Below are 20,381 nucleotides of genomic sequence, written 5' to 3'. Positions count from 1 at the left end.
GGTCTGTCGTCCGCACATCCCTCTCCGTGAGGCCGGTGGCTGTCATGAACGTCTCCTTCCTCGGTGGACCCCGTCCGCAGCGCGGCGTCGGTGTCATCGCCCCGTTCGACTTCGCCCTGGACCGCGAGCTGTGGCGCTGGGTCCCCGACGACGTCTCCCTGCATCTCACCAGGACCCCGTACGTGCCCGTCGAGGTCAGCCTCGACCTGGCCCGGCTGGTCTCCGAGCACGAGACCCTGCACGAGGCGGTCCGGGCCCTGAACGAGGTCGCGCCCGAGGTCGTCGCCTACGCCTGCACCAGCGGCAGCTTCGTCGGCGGGGTCGCGGGGGAGCGCGCGATGGGCGAGGCCATGACCCGCGCGGGCGCTGCGCACGCCGTCACCACCTCCGGCGCGCTGCTCGCCGCCCTGGCCGAGCTGAACGCCCGCCGTATCGCCCTGGTCACCCCGTACACCGTCTCGGTCACCCAGTCCCTGGAGGAGTACCTCGCCGAGGCGGGCGTCCTGGTCACCGGCCGCGCCTCGCTGGGTCTGGTCCGGCACATCTGGAAGGTCCCGTACCACGACGTGGTCGCCATGGCCCACCGCGCGGTCCGTGCATCGCCCCCGGACGCCCTCTTCATCTCCTGCACCAACCTCCCCACGTACGACGTCATCCCCCAGCTGGAAGCGGAACTGCGGATGCCCGTTCTCTCGGCCAACCAGGTGACGATATGGGCGGCACTGCGTCATCTGGGTACTCGGGCGGTGGGCCCGTACCAGGCTCTGATCGACGAGTCGGCCAAACAGACGTTTGGCCGAGGGCCTGTACCGCCGCCGCCCGTACTGCCGGAAGAACAGGAAGGTTGGGCATGACCGCACTCGGTTTCCTCTACCCGGGCCACTCCGCCGAGGACGACTATCCGCGCATGGAGCAACTGCTCGGCAGCGACATCCGGGTGGACGTGGTGCACACCGACATCGGCGAGGACGCCCACCGCGTCGACGCCCTGCGCGAGATGGGCGCCCCCGAGCGCCTCGCCGCCGGCTGCGAGGCCCTGCGCATGTCCGGCGCCGAGGCCGTCGTCTGGGCCTGCACCAGCGGCAGCTTCGTGTACGGCTACGAAGGCGCCCACGACCAGATCCGCGCCCTCGCCCGCGCGGCCGGCCTCCCCGCCTCCTCCACGTCCTTCGCCTTCGCCCACGCGGCCGGAGAACTGGGCGCCACCAAGGTCGCGGTGGCCGCGACCTACCCTGACGACGTGGCCCGCCTCTTCGTCGACTTCCTGGCGGCGGCGGGCATCGAGGTCCTCTCCGTACGGGGCGCGGGCATCATCACGGCGGCGGAGGTGGGCACCTGGGACCTGGACGACGTCCTCACCCTCGCCCGCGCCGCCGACCACCCCGACGCGGAAGCCCTCCTCCTCCCCGACACCGCCCTCCACACCGCCTCCCACATCCCCACCCTCGAAAAGGAACTAGGCAAACCGCTCCTCACCGCCAACCAGGTCACCGTCTGGGAAGCCCTGAGGCTCGCGGACCGCAGGGTCAACGCCCCCCAACTAGGCACCCTGTTCACCCGAGAGCCGATCGTGCAGGTCTAGTTCCTGGGCGAGCCCCGCACCCTTGAAAAGACGGCCGCAGGCCCGTCTTTTCAAGGGGCGCGGGGAACTGCGCGACCCCCCCACCGACCCGCACGCACCCCCCCACCGACCCGCACGCACCCCCCCCACCGACCCGCACGCACCCCCCCACCCCCGCGCGGAGCGCGAAAAAAGGGGGTCGAAGGGGCGCAGCCCCTGGGGATGGGACGGGTAGGGGCGGCGGGGGCGAGGGAATAACCGGAGCCACCCTCCTGTTAACCGAAAAAGGCACCGCCGCACCCCCGCACCCGCAAGCCCCCAGGAGGCCCCACCGTGACCACAGACGAGATACGAGGCGGAGCCCACGGCACGGCCCCGTTCCCCCTCTCCGTCCTCGACCTGGTCACGGTAGGCGCAGGCCGCACCGCCACAGACGCCCTCCACACCAGCGTCACCCTCGCCCGCCAAGCGGAGCGCAGAGGCTTCCACCGCTACTGGGTAGCCGAACACCACTCCATGCCCGGCGTAGCCTCCTCCTCCCCGGCCGTGATCCTCGCCCACCTCGCCGCCCACACCACCCGCATCCGCCTCGGCTCAGGCGGCGTGATGCTCCCCAACCACGCCCCCCTGGTCATCGCGGAGCAGTTCGGCACCCTGGAAGCGATGGCCCCCGGCCGCGTGGACCTGGGCCTCGGCCGAGCCCCCGGCACGGACGGCGCCACCGCCGCCGCCCTGCGCCGCTCCGCCCGCCTGAACGAGGGCGCCGACGACTTCCCCGAGCAACTCGCCGAGCTGACCCGCTTCCTGGACGACGACTTCCCTGACGGCCACCCCTACCGCCGTATCCACGCGGTCCCGGGCCCCGTCCAGAGCACCTCACCCGGCGGCGTCCAGTCCCCGCACCGCCCCCCGATCTGGCTGCTCGGCTCCTCCGGCTTCAGCGCCCGCCTGGCCGGCTCCCTCGGCCTCCCCTTCGCCTTCGCCCACCACTTCTCCGCCCGGAACACGATCCCGGCGCTCGACCTGTACCGCGAGTCGTTCCGCCCCTCACCGGCCCTGGACGCCCCGTACGCGCTGATCGGCGTCTCCGCCCTCGCCGCCGACGAGGAGAAGGAGGCCCGCCGCCAGGTCAGGGCCGCCGCGCTCAACATGGTCCGGCTGCGCACCGGCCGCCCGGGTCTCGTCCCGACGCCGGAGGAGGCGGAGGCGTACGAGTTCAGCGTGGTCGAACAGGACTTCATCGACTCCTGGAACGCGGACGTCGTCCACGGCACCGTCGACGAGGTCCGCACCCGCCTCGACGACCTCCACAAGCGCACGGGCGCCGACGAGCTGATGCTCACCACCCACGCCCACAGCGCCGACATCCGCCTGCGCTCGTACGAACTGATCGCGGACGCGTACGACCTGCCGCACGTCCCGCCCGCCGGGGGCGGCCCTCAGGCCTGAGGGCAGGCCGCCGCCCCCAGCAGCTCCGCGATCCGTTCCGGCGACACCGCGCGGGAGTACAGCCACCCCTGCCCGGTGTCGCAGCCGAGCCGCCGCAGCCGGGAGGCCTGCGCGTCGGTCTCCACGCCCTCGGCCGTGACGGACAGCCCCAGCCGGTGGGCGAGTTGGACCAGTGCCTCGACGATGATCTCGTCGGCGGGGTTGGGCTGCCCGGCGTCCCCGACCTCACCGGCGGGGGCGGGCGCAGCGGCCCCGCCGGGACCCCCGCCCTGCTCCCCGTCCTCGTACTGGAACCCCCGGACGAACGCCCCGTCCAGCTTCAGCACCGACACCGGCAGCCGGCTGAGGTACGCGAGGTTGGAGTACCCGGTGCCGAAGTCGTCGATGGCGATACGGACGCCCATGTCGCTGAGGGCCTTGAGGGCCTGGAGGGGGCGGCCGGCGGAGCCCATCAGCGCGGACTCGGTGAGTTCCAGCTGGAGGAGGTGCGGGGCGAGACCGGTCTCCGCGAGGATCTCGGCGACATCGGCGACCAGGTCGGAGTCCCAGACCTGGCGGACGGCCACGTTCACGCTGACGAAGATCGGGGCCCGCTCGGGGTGGTCGATCTGCCAGCGCCGGGCCTGCCGGCAGGCGGTGGCCAGAATCCACCGTCCGAGCTGGACGATCGAACCGTCCTCCTCCGCCAGTGAGATGAACCGATTCGGCGTCAACAGGCCGAAGGTCGGGTGATGCCAGCGCACCAGCGCCTCGACCCCGCGCACCTCGCCCTGCGCCATGCCCACCAGCGGCTGGTACTCCAGGACGAACTCGCCCCGCCCGACGGCCGCCCGCAGCGTGGACGACAGGGCCTGACGGGTCATCCGGTGGGCGTTGCGCTCCGGGTCGAACAGTGTCCAGCGGGCCTTGCCGTCGGCCTTCGCCCAGTACAGCGTGGTGTCGGCGGCCTGCATCAGCCCCGTCGCCGTCGTGCTCGCCGACTGCCGTTCGACGACACCGATCGAGGCGGAGACGGACAGCCGCTGACCGGCCAGGTCGAAGGGCGCCTGCAGCGCCTTGAGGACCGAGTCGGCCAGGTCGGCGAGTTGTTCCGTACCGGTGGAGTCCTCCACGAGCAGCGCGAACTCGTCACCACCGAGTCTGGCCACCAGCGGTGCCCCGGCCGCCGTACCGGCCGTGCGCAGCAGCGCGGCCTCGTCGGCGCAGCGGGTGAGCCGCTCGGCGACGGCCGTGAGGAGCCGGTCGCCGACCCGGTGGCCGAGGGTGTCGTTGACCGCCTTGAAGCCGTCCAGGTCCAGATAGACCAGACCGATCCGGCCGGTGCCGGCCTCGTCGTACGCCTCGCGTTCGAGGGCGGCGGAGAGCTGTTCGAAGAAGAGGGTGCGGTTGGGGAGCCGGGTGACCGGGTCGTGCATCTGGAGATGGCGGAGCCTGGCCTGAAGCTGACGGTTGGCGCTGATGTCGGTGACCGAGAGGAGCACCGCGCGCTCCTCCTCGGGCAGTGGCGCCACCGAGACCTGCACCCACAGCCAGGTCCCGTCCGGCTGTTTCAGCCGTCGCGTACAGCGCAGCCGGGCCTGCCGGCCGCGCAGCACCTCGCGGTACGCGTGCCAGGTGCGGGGGTCCGAGGCGAGGTCCACCAGGTCGGCGGCGACCCGCCCGACGAGCGGCTCCCCTCCCGTGCCGAGCAGGGTCCCCATCGCCCCGTTGGCGGTGACGACCAGCCCGTCCCGGTCGACGACGGCCATGGCGAGGGGCGCGACGGAGAAGGCGGCCGGCCCCGACGCCGTACTCGACGACGGAACTGACGCATGGACGTTACGTTCTGTAATCGCCGGCCGGACGAGATCTGCCGCGGGCGCCGGCCCTTGGGACGTTCCGCTCACCGTTCGCTCCCGCAGTGCACTCGTTTTCGATGGATCTCGTTTGTCTCGTCGGAGCGGCCGAACCAGGTACGTAAGGGCGCTCAAGCCGTGTCCGTGCAGGAAAGTGTGCCGATCATAGAGGCTGACCCCAAGGCCTTCTAGCCACTCTCCAGTCTCCCTGAACAACGACCTGATCTGACAGATCGTTTCTGCCCCGAGCTGAACGGCTTCCCCGCTCCGTCGACCGCTTGTGACGTTCCGTGAGTGCCCGGGGTGTCGGCAACCGGGTGGCGACGCGCCGCCCTTCCGCCCGGCCCTCACCCTTCTGGTGCAGGCAAACAGGGCGTAGTACTACAAATTCCGAAAATCTGGACGCGGTGTCCCCAAGATCCGCATCCGGAGGTCTCCGTGCAGCGTCCGCTCCCCTGGAAGGAAGGCCTCGGCGACCGGGCGCCCATGCTGCGCAGTACAGCGGCCATGCTCACCTCCCTCACCGCACTGGCCGCGACCTCCCTGATCGCGGCTCCCTCCGCCGTCCCGCTGTCGGAGCCGTGCACCCTGCGGCGCACCCAGGCACACCACTCGGAGGGCCTCGACACCTGGAATTCCGCGTATCCACGCCCCACCCGCGACCTCGACGCCGTACTCGTATTCTTGTCATTCCCGGACGCGGCCCCTCTCACCACACCGGCCGAGCTGACCGCGGATCACTTTCCGGCCACCAGTGAGTTCTTCGAACGCGCCTCGTACGGCAAGTTCGCGCTCCGCCCCCATCCGCGCCGCGAGTGGCTGGAGATGCCGCAGCCCTCGACCGCGTACGCCATACGACGTGACTGGAACGCGACGCATCGGGCCGCCTACCTCAGGGACGCGCTCGCCACGGCCGACCCGCATGTCGACTTCTCCCGCTACGACATCGTGTACTTCGTGGCCGATCCGCACGCCCCCGGCGTCGACTCGGACGCGACGAAGGTGGTCAACCTGGAATCCCCGCTGGAGGTCGACGGCGAAGATCTCCGCCGGGTCGTCACCGTGTTCGAGCGGCATCCGCCGGACCGTCTGGTCCTCGCCCATGAGACCGGTCATGTATTCGATCTCCCCGACCTCTACCACCGCCCCGCCGACGGCAAAGGCGACTGGGACACCCATGTCGGCGACTGGGACCTCATGGGCAGCCAGTTCGCCCTGGCCCCCGACCTGTTCGCCTGGCACAAGTGGAAGCTCGGCTGGCTGGAACCGCGCCAGGTGACGTGTGTACGGGGGGCCGGGACCGCGCGGTTGACCCTGGAGGCGGTGGGGGCGGGGCCGAAGGGGGCGTACGAGGGGGAGGCCGTCGGCCACACCGGTGCCGGTCGTGGCGGTGACGGTCGTGGCGCCGGTCGTGCGAGTGACGGTGGGGCCGCGGCCGGTGTGGGGGTGCGGGCCTTCAACGCCGGCCGGGGGACGAAACTGGCGGTCGTCCGCACCGGTCCCGACAGCGTCCTCGCGATCGAGGCGCGGGGCGCGGTAGGCAACGACGCCGCCGTCTGTTCGCAGGGCGTCCTCGTCTATCGCATCCGCGGCGGCGCCGAGTCCGGCGGCGGTCCCATCGAGGTCCTCGACGCCCATCCGCGCACCGAGGCGTGCTGGGAGGAGTCCGTGTACCCGCCCCTCGCGGACGCGCCGGTGGGGGTGGGGGAGAGCTTCGCGGTGCCGGGGGAGGCGGTGCGGGTGGCGGTGGAGGGGCGCACGGCGACCGGGGCGTGGACGGTGCGGATCACGACGGGGCGGTAGGCGGGCGCGGTAACGAAGGAAGCCCCTCGCTCTCGCGAGGGGCTTCCTTCGTGTCGTGCGCCGCCAGGGACTCGAACCCCGGACCCGCTGATTAAGAGTCAGCTGCTCTAACCAACTGAGCTAGCGGCGCCTGCTGACGTCGTAGACCTTAGCACCCTGATCGGCGGGAGGAAAAATCGATACCCGCACGGTCGCGGAGGCACTCGACCGGGCCGCGCGGACGGCCGCCCAGAGCAGTACCTCGGGCCCCGGAAGCCAAGGTCGCAGGGTGTCCGGGGCGACGAGCCAACGGGATCCGAGCCGGGTGACACCGGGGCGGTCGGAGGCATCGGACGGGTCGGGGTCGAGGACGGCCGGGACGGTGACCGCGTCGCCGGTGCCGTGGCAGAGGAGGGGCGGGACGGCGCCGGTGCGGCCGGGGGAGCCCCACTCCTCCCACTCCAGGAGGGTGGGCAGTCGCTGGGCGGTGCCGGGGGAGGCGAAGAGCAGCATGCGTCCGCGGTAGACGGCGACCGGTCCCGAGCCGGGGCCACCGTCCCACAGCCGGTCGAGCATGCGCCGCCCGAAGATCGCCGGCACGCTGACGACGTCGAAGACGGTCCCGCAGGGCAGCACCACCGGCGCGGCCGGCCGCTCCTCCCACAGCGTCAACGTGCTGCGCGGATACGTTCCTGCCGAGGCCAGCCAGGCCGCCCCGTCCGCCGTGACCCCGGCGACGTCGACCCCGTCCGCCGGATACCTGCCCGTCCCCACTTCACCGCTCATACATCTAGATCTACCGCCCGCCACCGCCCGACCCCGGTCGGTTACCGAAAACTGGTACGGCAGGTGGGCAAGTGGGGTATCTTGCCCACCCGGCATATGCCAGATGCTGTTTTCGGCGGGTCGCCCTGCTGCGGGCAGTCGTGCCGCTAGGGGCAGCACGGGTGGGCGCGGGCGGCACCCGGCAAGCGTCGGCAAGCGCCGGTGAGCGCCGGTGAGCGAAACCCCGCCCGATCCCGATCCCCGGCCCCGGGCTCAGAGGGACTCGGGCCCGCTCACATCCCGCCCCCGAGCCAGCTCCCGCCCGTACTCGATCATCTTCTTCGCGTAGTCCTCGGTCCACTCCGCCCGCTCCGCGACATCCGCCGCGGTCAGCCGGTCGAACCGCCGGGGATCGGCGAGCTGCGCCGCCGCCATCGCCTGGAACTCCACGGCCCGGTCCGCCGCCGCCCGGAACGCCTGCGCCAGCTCCGTCGCCCGCGACAGCAGCGCCCGCGGATCGTCGATCGACTCCAGATCGAAGAAGTGCTCGGGGTCACCGGCCGCCTCGGCCGGCTCGAAGAGCAGGGGCGCGGGGCGTAGCCGCGGTTCGTTCCGACGCGACGTGGGCTCCGCCATGTCTTCTCCTCCTCGTACGACGGTTCGGTGGGCCGGTTCCCGGGGGAGTCCCGGGAGGAGGGCCACCGTCCATTGTCTCGTGACCGCGCAAGTAGGCATCGGGCCCAGCCGGCGCCCCACACCCCGCCCCTCACACACCCACGCCCCCGAAGGCGCCGCCCCCGCTCCCACCCACCTCGTACTAAGGCCGCCAGGCCACCCGGTGTTCCCCCAGCTCCGCCAGCACCGCGTGGTTCGCCTCCCAGCCGTCCGGGAACTTCACGGTGACGCCCAGCTGGACCGGCTCGGTGGACGGATGGTCGTCGAGGAGGTCGGTGACGCCCGCGCGGCACACCACGACACACGCGTGCCGGTGCCGGGAGGCGAGGACGCACAGCCGCCCGGTCTCCAGATGGAACGCCGTCGCGTCGGGCCGCCCGGACAGCGGGTGGAGGACGACCGTGACGTCGTACTCCCGCCCCTGCAGCCGGTTCGCCGTGTCGACGACCACGTCCGCGACGCCCAGCTCCGCCAGCGCGGAGCGCACCGCGGCGGCCTGGTCGCGATGGGCCGTGCCGACCGCGATCCGGTCGGCGGTCAGCGGCACGGGCTCCTCGGACCGCTCCGAGGTCGCCGCCCCGCCCCGGTCGAGCAGCCGCCGTACGACCAGCGCGACGGCCCGTACCGCCTCGGGGTCGGTGCGGGGCGTGTGCCGGGCGGGCAGCTCCAGCAGGCCCCACCCCGACTCGGCGGCCTCGTCGATGACCCGGTCGGGACCCGAGCCGTCGGACGGCACCGCGAACCCGAGCCGCCGGTCCCCGTGATCCGTGCCGCTGCGGAAGGGGGTGAAGGGATAGAACGCGTCGGAGACCAGCGGCGCCGCCGACGCCGGGAGCCGCCACGACACCGGCAGCCGGTGCTGGGGCAGCTCGGGGTTGTGGGCCAGCAGGGTCGTCACCGCCGAGGCCGACGGGTCGTACGACAGCCCCGCCCACTGCTCGCTGCCCACGATCGCGAACGGGTCCAGTTGCCCCGGGTCACCCACGAACAGCGCCCGCTCGAACAGCCCCGCCACGGCCAGCAGCGCGTCCGACCGCATCTGGTACGCCTCGTCGACGATCGCGTGCCGCCACGGCTCGACGCCCTTGACGTGCGCCCACTTCGCGGCCGTGGAGATCACCACGTCCAGCCCGGCCAGCTCGGCCGCCTTCGTGGACTTCCGTACGTTCGACAGGGCGTCCAGCGCCTTGTCGTACGGGTCGCTGTCGCTGCTGTGCAGCCGGCCGACCGGGAGGTCCGGGTCCTTCTCGGCGAGCCGGATCACCAGATCGTCGACCTGCGCGTTCGTCTGCGCGATGACCATCAGCGGGCGCCCGGCGGAGGCGAGTTCCAGCGCGGCGCGGACGACGAGGGTCGACTTCCCGGCGCCGGGCGGTGAGTCGACGACGACCCCGCGCGCGTCCCCTTGCAGCGTGTCGCGCAGGATCGCGTCGGTGGCCAGGCCGGCCGCCGCGCCCGGGTCGAGCACGACCTCGGTGGGGGTCACAGCACGTCCTCCTCGGTCACCGGGTCCGGCAGCGGTACGGCGTCGGGCTCACCCGGCGGCCCGCCGTGCGTCCACGGGGTCTCCTCGGGGTCCGGGAGCTTTGCCCCGCCCCGCTGGTCGTGCTCGAAGAGGGTGAAGCAGAGCAGATCCCCCTTCTCGGGCACCGACCCCGCCTCCGGCTCCTTGCCCCGCCCCATCTTGTCCATGATCCGCAGCACGAGGAGCACACCGCTGTCGCAGTCGTCCCCCTCATGCTCCAGGTACTCCACGAACTCCGCCGTCTGCGGCTTCCCGCCCAGCGAGCGGTACACCTTCGCCCGCTCCCCGAGATGCGGCCGGTCGAGCGTCCGTACGGTGACCAGCGGCCGTGGGCTGGGCCGCTTGCTCTCGCTGTACGCCATCACGACGTCCGTGACCTCCCCGGCGAACGCCTCCCCGGCGAGCCGCCGACCGGCCATGACGAGGGGGTCGTCCAGGGCCTCCTGGGCGTCGAGGCGGGCCTGTTCGCGCTCGCGCGCGGCCAGTTTGTTCGCGGCGGTGACCGCGTCGTCGATACGGGGCTGTGGGGGCTCCCCGGCGACGATCCGGTCCCGGTGGCCGGTGAAGGACCAGCGGTCGCGGGTCCACCGGTCGGCCGCGTGGGCACCCTCCGGCAGGGCGCGCAGCAGGTCCAGGCCGTGCCAGACGGCGTCCCAGGTGGGCCGGGTGCGGCTCTCGACCAGGGCGCGGATCTCCCGCTCGGCGGCGGTCAGGGCGCCCAGCCGGTCGTCGGCCTCCAGTCCGTCCTCGGCGGCGGCCAGCGCGAGCCGCGCCCGGTCGTACCGCTCGATGGCCGGGGCCAGCAGCTTGTTGTCGAACGCCGGGTCGGTCGCGGGCCCGGCGGGCGGGCAGAGCAACTGGCCCTCGGCGTCCCGCGCCAGCTCGGCCCGCCGCGCCGCCGCCTCGCCCGGTTCCCCTTCCGGCGGGTCGATCCAGGCGAGCAGCGACGCCAGATGCTGGTCCTCCACGCCGGACTGGCCGGTGGCCCAGTGCCGCGACAGCAGATCGGTGAGCGCGAGCAGCAGCGAGGAGCCCGGCACCCGCGCCCGCTCCCCGAAGTGCGTGAGCCACCGCCCCAGCAACGGCACGCGCGGCGGCGCCGGATGGGGCGCCTCCGGGTCCTGCTCGGCCGTGCGCCGGAACCGCATGGAGCGCCCGAGGAGCCGTACGAAGTCGATGCCCGTCCGGCTCGGCAGGATCAACTGCGGGGCGTCCGCGCACAGTTCGACCTCGACCTTGACGCGTTTGCCGGTCTCCGGGTCGGTTTCGTTCCGCTCGGCCGCCTCCACCACGTCCGCGTAGGAGTCCACGTACGGCAGGACGATGTCCGCCAGCTCGGCCAGGAACGCGAACCGCAGGTCGCGGTCGCGGGGCTGGGGCACCACCAGCAGCCGGGGCGCGTCCCGGTCGGTGCCGACGAGCGCGCCGAGCGGGGCCCCGGCCTCACCGGCGGTGGTGAGCGGCACGAGGACGAGGGGGTGGTCCGAGAGATGCCGGTGCAGGACGGTGGCGGCGGGCTGGGCGCGGCCCGTGCTGACGGCTTCGAGACGCGCGAGGGTGGCGATCAGCGACACGGAACCCCCTCCGGTGCCGTACCGGTGAGCACGGTCGCCTCTCGGGGCGCGCCCGTGCCGCCCAGCGCCTCGGCCCGCAGCTCCGCCGCTCTGCGCAGTGCGGCCACGGCGGGGTCGGCCGGGTCGCCGGCGCGGCCGTGGGCCGCCGCCAGCACGTCGTCGACCGTGGTGAGGCCGCCCAGCTCGGCGCGCGTGGCCCGGCCCAGGGACGTCACCGCGCCCTCCGTGCGGGAGCGGGCCCGGCAGTGGAAGGCCAGCTCACAGGCGGCGAGGCACTCGGGGGCGTAGGTGGCGGACAGTGCCTCGACGGCCTCGGTCAGCCGCTCCTGGGGGAGGTCCGTGGCGAAGCAGATGCCCTCGGGGAGGGTGTCCGCGATCTCCTCGATCCGGGTCAGCCGGGTCAACTGGCGGCGGGTGACCGCCCGTTGCTTACGGATGTCCACCGCGGCGGCCGTGGGGAGGTTGGTGAAGTCCTTGGGGCAGACCAGCAGCACCCGGTGGCGGACCTCGGGCGCGGGGGCGCCCTTGCGGGTCTCGCCGCCGAGCCGGGCGGCGACCTCCTCCAGCGCCAGCACGTACACCGCGGACTGGCGGGCTGCCGCGCCGACCTTCGCCGCGTCCGCCGAACCGTCCAGCATCGGGAAGGACTTGATCTCTACGACCGACCAGGTGCCGTCCGGGTGGACCACCACGGCGTCCGGCTCCAGGAACGCGGGGGTGCCCGCGACGTCGAGCGCCAGCATGGGGTGGTCGAGCAGCGTCCAGCCGCCCGCGTCCGTGGCCTCGCGCAGCGCCAGCGCCGTACGGGCGGCGCGGCCCTCGGGGCCGACGGCGGTGAGGTCGGGAACGGAGGCCGAGGTCGGCGGCTCGGCGCCGGGGTCCAGTCTCTCGTGCGTCAGCCGCAGCAGCTCCGCGCCGCCGTCCGCCTTGACGCGGGCCTCGAAGGCGTTGCCCCGCATGAAGGCGAACTGGGACTGGCCGAAGGCGGAGGGCGAGCCGAGCGCGTCCGCCAGCACCGCCTTGTTCACCCCCGCGCCGTCCAGCAGCGCGCGGCGCTCACAGCCCGGGTTGGCCGCGAGCGCGGCGAGGGCGCGGGCGTCCAGCGCCTTGGGTGGGACCTCGGGTCCGCGCAGCTCAGCGAGCCGCTGCCGGAGCGCCGTCCCCTGCTTCCGAGGGGGCGGCACCCGGCCCGGGTTCGTTGATCCGCTGCCGTGGAAATCGCTCACCCGGGGAAGTCTGGCACCCACCACTGACAATGGGGGAAATTGAGCCCTGAGAGACCACGGTGGCGGGAACGACGGGCTCCTCGGCGGGACGTCGGCCCGCGCCGCCGAACCGCTCCTCGGCCGCCGTCGCCAGACCGAGCGAGCCCCGCCACTGGTCGGCGATCCGCAGCACCAGCGGGGTCAGCAGCAGGCCCGCCCCCATCACGGCGGCGCCCGCCACCGCGTCCAGGAAGTAGTGGTTCGCGGTGCCCATCACCACGATCGTGGTGATCAGCGGATACGCGACGGCCGCCGTCCGGACGAGCCGGGAGCCGCCGCCGAAGCGCCAGAGGATCACCCCGCACCACAGGGACCAGCCGACGTGCAGACTCGGCATCGCCGCGTACTGGTTCGTCATACCGCCCAGGCCCCGGGGTGCGCTGGCCTCACCGCCCCACCAGCCCCACGAGCTGTAGTACGCCATGGTGTCCACGAAGCCGTGGGAGGGCGCGAGCAGCCGGGGCGGGCAGGTCGGGAGCAGGGTGAAGCCGATGAGGCCGATGAAGGTGGAGGTCAGCAGCCAGGTGCGGGCCGCGCGGTAGCGCACGGTGCGGGATCTGAAGAGCCAGACCAGGAGCGCGGGCGTGACCAGGTAGTGCAGCGACGCGTACCAGAAGTCGGCGGGTATCCCTATCCAGGGTTCACGGGTGAACAGACGGTTCAGCGGGTGCTCGGCGTTGAGCCACAGCGCCTTCTCGATCCGCAGGATCGTCAGTCCGTGCTCGACGGCGTGGGTGGTGTCGCCGCGGGCCAGCAGCCGGCCGGCCGAGTACGCCCCGTAGACCAGCAGGATCAGCGGTAGCTCGGTCCACCACCGGAGCCGCGCGCTCGGCGCCGCCTCGGTAACCGGTGCGCCGGTCCTTCTGGTAACCGGTGCCTCGGTCGCCTCGGTCTGCGGCATCCGAACGTCCTCCCCCATCTGTTTCTGTCGTCTGTGTACGCGGATGTCCATCGTCGACGTCCATCGTCGATGTTCATCTACGTGTGGTGCTGCTGTGGCCCTTGAGCAAGACGATGTCCAAGACGCTGGGATCGCCTTTCGGGTTGCCCCCCGACAGCGTGAGCGATGATGGAGACATCCGCCTCCGATTTCTCCCTTCTCCCCGAAGGCATCCTGAAAGGCCGCTCATGGCACCGCGCATCCTGCTGGCCCGGCACGGACAGACGGAATGGTCCCTGCTCGGGAAGCACACCGGCAGGACGGACATCCCGCTCCTCGAAGAGGGCCGGCGCGGCGCCAAGCTCCTCGGGGAGCGCCTCCACCGGGCGCCCCTGGACGGGCTGCCCGGTGTCGACGTCCGGACGAGTCCCCTCTCCCGCGCGCGTGAGACATGCGATCTGGCCGGCTTCGGCGACCGGGCCACCGAGTGGGACACGCTCATGGAGGTGGACTACGGGGCGTACGAGGGGCTCACCCCCGCCGAGATCCAGGCCTTCCGCCCCGGCTGGCTCATGTGGCGCGACGGCGTCCCCGAGGGCGAGACCCTGGACCAGCTCTCCACGCGCGCGGACGAGGTGGTGGCGTGGGCGCGCTCCGCGGACCGTGACGTCCTGGTCTTCGCCCATGGGCACATCCTGCGCTCCATAGCCGCCCGCTGGCTGGGCCTCGACCTGGCCTTCGCCGCGCGCGTGCGCCTCAACCCGACGTCCCTGTCGGTCCTGGGCTGGGCCTACGGCGACCCGGCGATCGAGTCGTGGAACGACACGGGGCACCTGGCCGGCTGATCATCGCCGGCCGCGGCGGCCTGCCCGCTATGCCGTGCGCGCGACCCCCGCGTGCCGCTCCAGGAACGCCGACACTCCCGAGGCCCTGCGGTGCGGCAACAGGACCCGGGCCGTGCCCGCCAGCATCTGCTGGACCCGGGAGGACTGGACCTCGTCGAGGAGGTCGAGGACCCGCATCCCGGCCGCCGCGGCCTCGTCGGGACGCCCCCCGCGCGCGAGGTCGTCGGCCAGCTCCGCGGTGTAGAGCGCGATGTTCCGCGTGAAGTGCGGGTTCTGCGTCCCGGCCGCCCGGCGCGCGTGCCGGGCCGCCCGGGGCCAGTCGCCCAGCGTGGACCAGCACTGCGCCTCCAGGCCCTCCAGCTCGGCCTCCCCGTAGAAGCTCATCCACTCGGGGTCGGCCTCGGACGCCCCCCGCCCGAACAGGGCGTGCGCCCGCGCCAGCGCCTGCTCGCAGCCCGTGCGGTCGGCGAGCCCCGCCCAGCCGCCCGCCTCCCGCAGCGCCAGCAGGGACATCAGCCGGGGCGAGCCCAGCGGCCGGGCGACCCGCTGCGCGGCCTGCGCCGCCCGGACCGCCTCGCGCGGCCGGCCCGCGTCCCGCGCGAGGAACGCCGTGTTGCAGAACGCGTGCGCCTCCAGCCCCGCGTCCCCCGACATCCGGGCCGTGGCGAGGGCCTCCGCGTAGTGCGAGCGGGCGTCGTCGAACCGCCCCGAGTCATGGGCCAGCCAGCCCACGGAGATGGCCAGTTCGCCCGCCCCCGAGTACAGCCGGTCGGCGGTGGTCTGCCGGGTGGTGCCCGCGTCCAGCAGCGCGTACGCCGCCCGCAGCGGCGCCGAGGCCCTGCGGTACAGCCCGTCCGCCCCGTGCCGGTCGTCGAGCAGCCGGATCTTGCGTACGGCCGCTTCGAGGGCCCCCGCCTCCCCGGTACCCGCCCGGTGCACGGGACGCCCCGTGGCCGAGGCCGTGCCCCCCAGGGCGAAGGGGCCGAACGAGGCGGCCGCCATCGCGGCGGTACCTCCGGTCATGAACGCGCGACGTTGCACGTCGCTCTCCTCGTGGTTCTGGTACGTGTGCTGCGTGCCCCGCCGGCCGCGCACATAGCCCGTGTCGCCCCGCGGGTCCTGCATGTCGTACATCTCCTGCGTGTCATACGGCTCGTACGCCCCCTCCGTCTCACCCCTCGTTCCGTGGGAGGAGTGCGAGCGGCTCTTGTTGCGAGGGGAGGGCGCCTCCTCGGCGGGGCGCGCCCCCCGACCGCGTACCTCCGCGCGGGGCGCGAACCCCAGGTCGGTCAGTGTCCGGCCGGGGAACATGTGCAAGAACACCCGTTCGTATGCGTAGTTGGGGCAGCGGATCTCGCCCGCCTCGACCCGTCCGACGTATCGCGCGTCACAGCTCACCCGCTCGCCGATCTCGCGCGCGGCCCGCCGTACCGCCGCGGCGAACTCGCCGGGCGAACGCTGCCCGCGCAGCCGCCTGAAAGCGAGGTTCGGCCGCTGGGGACGGGGGAACTGGGACGAGGTCACCGCTGACGACGCCATGGCCGGGCCCTCTCTCGCGAACCGTCGAACCATGCCGGATTCAGTAGGACTTGTGTGCGTGCTGCACGGTTGGTTCCGCTGTGTCCGGCGGGGCAAGAACGTACCCGCCCCGTCGGGGCCTCCACGCGAGGTTTGGCTACAAACCGGATATCTCATCCTGGATCTGCCATGAACTGCCATCCTTTGCGGCGCAGTTTCGCCGTAGCCGTTGACGGACAGACGCGTTGGGCAGGGGGCTGGTAGGCGTGGGAGGCCCGGATGAAGAATCTCGAACCCCGTTCCGAGTGCGACCTGGTGACCGTGCCCGCGCGGCAGGGGCTGGAGGCGGTCGACATTCTCCGCCGGGGCGCCGTCGACGCGGTGGGGCCCGTCATGACGGTCGGACCCGTACTGCACGACGACACGTGCGACACGCTCGGATTCCTGGTGCCGCCGGGTACGGCGGACGCGTGGGACGTACCGGGGAGTACGTGTACGCAGAGCGATGGGCGGGGGGCGGTGCTGGCTCCGCCGGAGGGGGCGGGGTGGTTGTTGCCGCCGGGGGAGATGGACCTCGCGACCGATCCGGCGGTGTTGCGGGCGGCGCTGGACGAGGCGGCGCGGTTGATCGAGGCGGCGGACAATTGTCGGTGAGGTGCGCCTTTACGCCGTAGGGGTGTCGTGCTGACAGCGGCTGCGGGTGCGTCGTGGCTTGTCGCGCCCACGCGGCGGAGCCGCATATGTCACAGCCCCGCGCCCCTTCAGGACGCCCCCGGCGCCCGGCGCGCACAGGGTGCCCCGCGTTCGATAATGGGGCCATGGGCAGGTCGAAGCAGGGGCGTGGGCGGCGGGGGCCGGATGTGGGCGCCGTGGTCGAGGAGGTCGACGGGGGGCTCGCCGAGCTGCTTCCGGACCGGGACCGGGCCCGGGCGTGGACGTTGCTGGTGGACAGGGCGCCGCAGTCGCACGTCGATCTCGACGACCCCGCGTATCTGTCCTTCGAGTATCAGCGCAGGCTCGGGCATGTGATCGATCTCGTCGCGCCGGCCGGACGGCCCGTGCACGCCGTGCACCTCGGCGGGGGCGCCTTCACCCTCGCCCGCTATGTTGCCGCCACCCGCCCCCGCTCCACCCAGCAGATCGTCGAGCGCGACGCGGCCCTCGTCCAACTGGTCCGGCGGGAGCTGCCGTTGGACCCCAACGCCCGGATACGGGTGCGGTCGACGGACGCCCGCGAAGGGCTCGCGAAGGTGCCGGACGGGTGGGCGGACCTGGTGATCGCGGATGTGTTCAGCGCGGCGCGCACCCCGGCGCACCTGACGTCGACGGAGTTCCTCACGGACGTACGGCGGGTGGTGAAGCCCGGCGGTCTCTACGCCGCCAACCTCGCCGACGGTCCGCCGCTGGCCCATCTGCGCGGCCAGATCGCCACCGCCGCCGCGGTCTTCCCCGAACTGGCACTCGTCGCCGACCCCACCGTGCTGCGGGGCAGACGCTTCGGCAACGCGGTCCTCGTCGCCTCCGACCAGCCGCTCCCCGTCGCCGAGTTGACCCGCCGGGCCGCCTCCGACCCGCACCCCGGCCGTGTCGAACACGGCCGGGCGCTCACCGACTTCACGGGCGGCGCGGTACCGGTGACGGACGCGGGCGCGGTGGCCTCACCGGCACCACCGTCGTCGGCGTTCCACTGAGCCCGACGGCCTTCAGCGGCGTCAGAAGTTCTGCACGTCCACCCGGGGCGCGCTGTCGTGCCAGGTGCAGAAGACCGACACCCGGTCCGCACCGGCCGCGAAGTCGACCCGGATCCAGGTCTCCGTCTTCCAGACCTGCATCGACCAGCCCGAGCCGGGCGTCGCCGACACGAGGGTCGCGTACGCCTCGGTGAGCGAGAAGACCACCCGGCCGCCCTCGGTGTCGTAGGCCTTGATCTCCCCCGACGCGGCGGACGCGGACGGGGCGCCGGTGCTCGGACTCGGGCCGGGCCGCGCGGACTTCGACGGCTCGGAGGGGGTCGGGGACGGTTCGCCGCCGGCACCCTCCTCCCGTTCCGTCGCGCTCTTGGACGGCGTCGGCAGCGGTGTCCTGGTGATCGGCGCGGGGGCTTCCTGGCCCCGGGCGTCGGCGGCCGTGATGGGGAGGGCGCGGGGCGGGTCGTACGCCGTGCCGGCCATCACCGTGTGGACGCCCCACCACGACAACGTGACCGCCGCGCCCGTGGCGAGCAGCCAGGCCAGTAGGTGGAGGAGTCCTCGGCGCATCGCGGCCATACTGCCCCACCGGCCCCAGCCGTGTCGTGGCCCCGGAGCCCTCCCATCGCGGGTCGCGCGAGTTATCCACAGGCCCCGACCGGCCCGGTCCATTTCGCGTACGGTGCGGCGCATGGCAAGTGTGCTCGTGGTCGAGGACGACCAGTTCGTACGCTCGGCGCTGATCAGGCATCTGACGGACGCCGCACACACCGTGCGCAGCGTCGGTACGGCCCTGGAGGCGCTGCGCGAGGTCGCGCACGTCCGCTTCGACGTGGTCATCCTCGACCTTGGGCTGCCCGACCTCGACGGCTCGGAGGCACTGAAGATGCTGCGCGGCATCACGGACGTCCCGGTCATCATCGCGACCGCGCGGGACGACGAGACGGAGATCGTCCGCCTGTTGAACGCGGGCGCGGACGACTATCTGACCAAGCCGTTCTCGGTCGAGCACCTGTCGGCCCGGATGGCCGCCGTGCTGCGCCGCTCCCGCGCCTCGTCCGGTGAGGCGCCGCCGTCCACGGTCATCCGCGTGGGCGGGCTCGCGATCGACCCGCTGCGCCGCCAGGCCGAGCTGGACGGGGTACGACTGGACCTCACCCGGCGGGAGTTCGACCTGCTCGCCTTCCTCGCCGGCCGGCCCGGTGTCGTCGTCCCGCGCAAGGAGCTGCTGGCGGAGGTGTGGCAGCAGGCGTACGGGGACGACCAGACCATCGACGTGCATCTGTCCTGGCTGCGGCGGAAGTTGGGGGAGACGGCGGCGAAGCCCCGCTATCTGCACACCTTGCGGGGCGTCGGCGTGAAGCTGGAACCACCGGGGGCGGGGGAGCGGCCATGAGGTGGGCGCTGGTCAAGGTGTGTCTGGCGGTGACGGCGATGGTCGTGGTGGCCTTCGCGGTGCCGCTCGGGCTGGTCGTCAAGGAGATGGCGCGGGACCGGGCGTTCTCCAATGCCGAGCGGGAGGCGGCCGCGATCGCCCCGGCGCTCTCCATCACCACCGACCGGGAGCAGTTGGAGCGAGTCGTCGCCTCGGCCGGGTCGGACGACGGGATGGCGGTGCACATACCGGCGGACGGCGCCGGGGCGGGCGCCCTCGACCTGGGCCGGCAGCGGGCCTCCGACCGGGACATCGCGACCGTGCGGAAGCTGGGCCGGGCCTCCACCACCCAGGTCCCGGGCGGGTCCACGCTGCTGCAGCCCACCGCGCTCAGCTCCGGCGAGATAGCGGTCGTCGAGGTGTTCGTGCCCGAGTCCGAGATGAGCAACGGGGTGGCCACGGCGTGGGCGGTGCTCGCCGGGGTGGGCCTCGCGCTGATCGTCGGCTCGGTGGCGGTGGCCGACCGGCTCGGGGTGCGGATGGTGCGGCCCGCGCGGCGGCTGGTGGAGAGCGCGCACCAGCTGGGGGAGGGGCAGCTGGGCGCACGGGTGCCGGAGAGGGGGCCGAAGGAGCTGCGGCTGGCGGCGGTGGCGTTCAACGCGATGGCCGACCAGGTGGTCCAGTTGCTGGCGAACGAGCGGGAGCTGGCGGCGGACCTGTCGCACCGGCTGCGGACCCCGCTGACCGTGCTGCGGCTGAACGCGGCCTCGCTGGGCGACGGGCCGGCCGCCGAGCAGACCCGGGCGGCGGTCGAGCAGCTGGAGCGGGAGGTCGACACGATCATCCGGACGGCGCGGGAGGCCAAGCCGCGGACGGCGGTGGCGGGGCCCGGTGCGGGGTGCGACGCGGCGGAGGTGGTCCGGGAGCGGATGGCGTTCTGGTCGGCGCTCGCGGAGGACGAGGGCCGCAAGTGGCGGGTGGCCGGGGTCGAGCGCCCGGTCCGCATACCCGTGGCCCGGGCGGACCTGGCCGCCGCGCTGGACGCCCTGCTCGGCAATGTCTTCCGTCACACGGCGGAGGGCACGGCGTTCGCGGTGGATGTTCACAACGGCGAGGACGCGGTGATCGTCCTGGTCTCGGACGCGGGGCCGGGCATCGCCGATCCCGAGGCCGCGATGGCCCGTGGCCGGGGCTCCGGCAGCGACGGCTCGACGGGTCTGGGCCTCGACATCGTCCGCCGACTCGCCGAGTCGACCGGCGGTGATGTGCGCCTGGGCTCGTCGGTGCTGGGCGGGACCGAGGTGCGGATCTGGATCCAGCTGAACGGGGGCGCGACGAGGGACGGCGGGCCGGTGAAGCGCCGGGGGCACCGGGGCGCGTCCATACGCCGACGCAAATCCGGCAAGGCGCTCTCCGCCTTCAGATGATCACGTGCGGAGGCGCGTTCGGGCTTGTGCGATTGGCGTGTCCCTGTATGTGCGGTCATGTCCATCTGTGATCTGGCTCACGTGTGTGACGGTCACGTTTCGACAACCAGGGATTACGTTTCAACAAAGGGGGACAAGAAGTCTTGACGTATGACATGACATAGAGCTGTTATGGCGGCCACCGTGTTCGGTCGAGTTGGTTTCTGATTGTTTTCGA

The 20,381-nt window shown here is 72.9% G+C and carries 18 protein-coding genes and 1 tRNA gene; 9 read left to right on the top strand and 10 right to left on the bottom strand.

Annotated elements, in window-relative coordinates; all coding sequences use genetic code 11:
* Window positions 1–44: 44 nt before the first annotated feature.
* The 3 genes from ACZ7MG_RS18335 to ACZ7MG_RS18325 all read left to right on the top strand — a co-directional run bounded on the left by ACZ7MG_RS18335 (window position 45) and on the right by ACZ7MG_RS18325 (window position 3,010).
* On the top strand, window positions 45–854 hold the full coding sequence (locus ACZ7MG_RS18335; protein ID WP_471397013.1) for a maleate cis-trans isomerase family protein: 810 nt from the start codon (window positions 45–47) through the stop codon (window positions 852–854).
* On the top strand, window positions 851–1,582 hold the full coding sequence (locus ACZ7MG_RS18330; RefSeq protein WP_471397010.1) for a maleate cis-trans isomerase family protein: 732 nt from the start codon (window positions 851–853) through the stop codon (window positions 1,580–1,582). Before ACZ7MG_RS18335 ends, ACZ7MG_RS18330 begins: the two co-directional genes overlap by 4 nt.
* Window positions 1,583–1,894: 312 nt before the next feature.
* Entirely contained in the window at window positions 1,895–3,010 is a 1,116-nt protein-coding gene (locus tag ACZ7MG_RS18325; RefSeq protein WP_471379530.1) for an LLM class flavin-dependent oxidoreductase, read from the top strand.
* On the opposite strand, the gene ACZ7MG_RS18320 is transcribed toward ACZ7MG_RS18325, so the two are convergent.
* Window positions 3,001–4,896 carry a putative bifunctional diguanylate cyclase/phosphodiesterase gene (locus ACZ7MG_RS18320; protein WP_471379533.1) on the bottom strand — a complete coding sequence of 632 codons (1,896 nt, stop codon included), beginning with the start codon at window positions 4,894–4,896 and terminating at the stop codon, window positions 3,001–3,003. The genes ACZ7MG_RS18325 and ACZ7MG_RS18320 overlap by 10 nt on opposite strands.
* Window positions 4,897–5,283: 387 nt before the next feature.
* On the opposite strand from ACZ7MG_RS18320, the gene ACZ7MG_RS18315 reads away from it, so the two are divergent.
* The gene (locus tag ACZ7MG_RS18315; protein ID WP_471379536.1) at window positions 5,284–6,648 is read left to right on the top strand and encodes a M6 family metalloprotease domain-containing protein; all 1,365 of its coding nucleotides are present in this window, start codon (window positions 5,284–5,286) and stop codon (window positions 6,646–6,648) included.
* A gap of 56 nt (window positions 6,649–6,704) precedes the next feature.
* Here ACZ7MG_RS18315 and ACZ7MG_RS18310 read toward each other — a convergent pair.
* From ACZ7MG_RS18310 to ACZ7MG_RS18280, 7 genes are all read right to left on the bottom strand, one after another.
* Window positions 6,705–6,778, bottom strand: a tRNA-Lys gene (locus tag ACZ7MG_RS18310).
* Window positions 6,769–7,413: a bifunctional DNA primase/polymerase gene (locus ACZ7MG_RS18305; protein WP_471379538.1), complete on the bottom strand. Its 645-nt coding sequence runs from the start codon at window positions 7,411–7,413 to the stop codon at window positions 6,769–6,771. The genes ACZ7MG_RS18310 and ACZ7MG_RS18305 overlap by 10 nt, the downstream gene beginning before the upstream one ends.
* Before the next feature lie 252 nt (window positions 7,414–7,665).
* Entirely contained in the window at window positions 7,666–8,028 is a 363-nt protein-coding gene (locus tag ACZ7MG_RS18300; RefSeq protein WP_471379540.1) for a hypothetical protein, read from the bottom strand.
* Window positions 8,029–8,209: 181 nt separating this feature from the next.
* Window positions 8,210–9,553: an AAA family ATPase gene (locus ACZ7MG_RS18295; protein WP_471379542.1), complete on the bottom strand. Its 1,344-nt coding sequence runs from the start codon at window positions 9,551–9,553 to the stop codon at window positions 8,210–8,212.
* Window positions 9,550–11,166: a hypothetical protein gene (locus ACZ7MG_RS18290; protein ID WP_471379544.1), complete on the bottom strand. Its 1,617-nt coding sequence runs from the start codon at window positions 11,164–11,166 to the stop codon at window positions 9,550–9,552. Before ACZ7MG_RS18290 ends, ACZ7MG_RS18295 begins: the two co-directional genes overlap by 4 nt.
* On the bottom strand, window positions 11,157–12,350 hold the full coding sequence (locus tag ACZ7MG_RS18285; RefSeq protein WP_471380525.1) for a hypothetical protein: 1,194 nt from the start codon (window positions 12,348–12,350) through the stop codon (window positions 11,157–11,159). The genes ACZ7MG_RS18290 and ACZ7MG_RS18285 overlap by 10 nt, the downstream gene beginning before the upstream one ends.
* A complete protein-coding gene (locus tag ACZ7MG_RS18280) occupies window positions 12,301–13,332 on the bottom strand; it encodes a phosphatase PAP2 family protein (protein WP_471379546.1) in 1,032 nt (343 codons plus the stop codon). The genes ACZ7MG_RS18285 and ACZ7MG_RS18280 overlap by 50 nt, the downstream gene beginning before the upstream one ends.
* Window positions 13,333–13,559: 227 nt before the next feature.
* Here ACZ7MG_RS18280 and ACZ7MG_RS18275 point away from each other — a divergent pair, with 227 nt between their 5' ends.
* A complete protein-coding gene (locus ACZ7MG_RS18275; protein WP_471379548.1) occupies window positions 13,560–14,156 on the top strand; it encodes a histidine phosphatase family protein in 597 nt (198 codons plus the stop codon).
* 27 nt (window positions 14,157–14,183) lie between these two features.
* Here the strand turns inward: ACZ7MG_RS18275 and ACZ7MG_RS18270 are convergent, their stop codons facing one another.
* A complete protein-coding gene (locus tag ACZ7MG_RS18270) occupies window positions 14,184–15,695 on the bottom strand; it encodes a hypothetical protein (RefSeq protein ID WP_471379551.1) in 1,512 nt (503 codons plus the stop codon).
* 258 nt (window positions 15,696–15,953) lie between these two features.
* Here ACZ7MG_RS18270 and ACZ7MG_RS18265 point away from each other — a divergent pair, with 258 nt between their 5' ends.
* The gene (locus ACZ7MG_RS18265; protein WP_471379553.1) at window positions 15,954–16,328 is read left to right on the top strand and encodes a hypothetical protein; all 375 of its coding nucleotides are present in this window, start codon (window positions 15,954–15,956) and stop codon (window positions 16,326–16,328) included.
* Between the two features lie 164 nt (window positions 16,329–16,492).
* On the top strand, window positions 16,493–17,365 hold the full coding sequence (locus tag ACZ7MG_RS18260) for a spermidine synthase (protein ID WP_471379555.1): 873 nt from the start codon (window positions 16,493–16,495) through the stop codon (window positions 17,363–17,365).
* Between the two features lie 21 nt (window positions 17,366–17,386).
* Here ACZ7MG_RS18260 and ACZ7MG_RS18255 read toward each other — a convergent pair whose 3' ends face one another.
* Window positions 17,387–17,941 (bottom strand): hypothetical protein, encoded by a 555-nt coding sequence (locus tag ACZ7MG_RS18255; RefSeq protein ID WP_471379558.1) that lies wholly within the window; start codon window positions 17,939–17,941, stop codon window positions 17,387–17,389.
* A 112-nt stretch (window positions 17,942–18,053) separates the two neighbouring features.
* On the opposite strand from ACZ7MG_RS18255, the gene ACZ7MG_RS18250 reads away from it, so the two are divergent.
* The gene (locus ACZ7MG_RS18250) at window positions 18,054–18,758 is read left to right on the top strand and encodes a response regulator transcription factor (RefSeq protein WP_471379561.1); all 705 of its coding nucleotides are present in this window, start codon (window positions 18,054–18,056) and stop codon (window positions 18,756–18,758) included.
* Entirely contained in the window at window positions 18,755–20,164 is a 1,410-nt protein-coding gene (locus ACZ7MG_RS18245) for a sensor histidine kinase (RefSeq protein ID WP_471379564.1), read from the top strand. Before ACZ7MG_RS18250 ends, ACZ7MG_RS18245 begins: the two co-directional genes overlap by 4 nt.
* Window positions 20,165–20,381: the final 217 nt, after the last annotated feature.

Source organism: Streptomyces sp. NPDC107538, assembly GCF_055657445.1.
Note: the sequence above shows the minus strand (reverse complement) of the source record. Positions and strands in the feature narration are given on the sequence as shown.

Bases quoted from the DNA above. Each gene is read 5' to 3' on its own strand.
- ACZ7MG_RS18265 (WP_471379553.1), top strand. From the start codon at position 15,954: ATGAAGAATCTCGAACCCCGTTCCGAGTGCGACCTGGTGACCGTGCCC.
- ACZ7MG_RS18255 (WP_471379558.1), bottom strand. From the start codon at position 17,941: ATGGCCGCGATGCGCCGAGGACTCCTCCACCTACTGGCCTGGCTGCTC.
- ACZ7MG_RS18275 (WP_471379548.1), top strand. From the start codon at position 13,560: ATGGCACCGCGCATCCTGCTGGCCCGGCACGGACAGACGGAATGGTCC.
- ACZ7MG_RS18335 (WP_471397013.1), top strand. From the start codon at position 45: ATGAACGTCTCCTTCCTCGGTGGACCCCGTCCGCAGCGCGGCGTCGGT.
- ACZ7MG_RS18305 (WP_471379538.1), bottom strand. From the start codon at position 7,413: ATGAGCGGTGAAGTGGGGACGGGCAGGTATCCGGCGGACGGGGTCGAC.
- ACZ7MG_RS18280 (WP_471379546.1), bottom strand. From the start codon at position 13,332: ATGCCGCAGACCGAGGCGACCGAGGCACCGGTTACCAGAAGGACCGGC.
- ACZ7MG_RS18300 (WP_471379540.1), bottom strand. From the start codon at position 8,028: ATGGCGGAGCCCACGTCGCGTCGGAACGAACCGCGGCTACGCCCCGCG.
- ACZ7MG_RS18260 (WP_471379555.1), top strand. From the start codon at position 16,493: ATGGGCAGGTCGAAGCAGGGGCGTGGGCGGCGGGGGCCGGATGTGGGC.
- ACZ7MG_RS18330 (WP_471397010.1), top strand. From the start codon at position 851: ATGACCGCACTCGGTTTCCTCTACCCGGGCCACTCCGCCGAGGACGAC.
- ACZ7MG_RS18245 (WP_471379564.1), top strand. From the start codon at position 18,755: ATGAGGTGGGCGCTGGTCAAGGTGTGTCTGGCGGTGACGGCGATGGTC.
- ACZ7MG_RS18270 (WP_471379551.1), bottom strand. From the start codon at position 15,695: ATGGCGTCGTCAGCGGTGACCTCGTCCCAGTTCCCCCGTCCCCAGCGG.
- ACZ7MG_RS18250 (WP_471379561.1), top strand. From the start codon at position 18,054: ATGGCAAGTGTGCTCGTGGTCGAGGACGACCAGTTCGTACGCTCGGCG.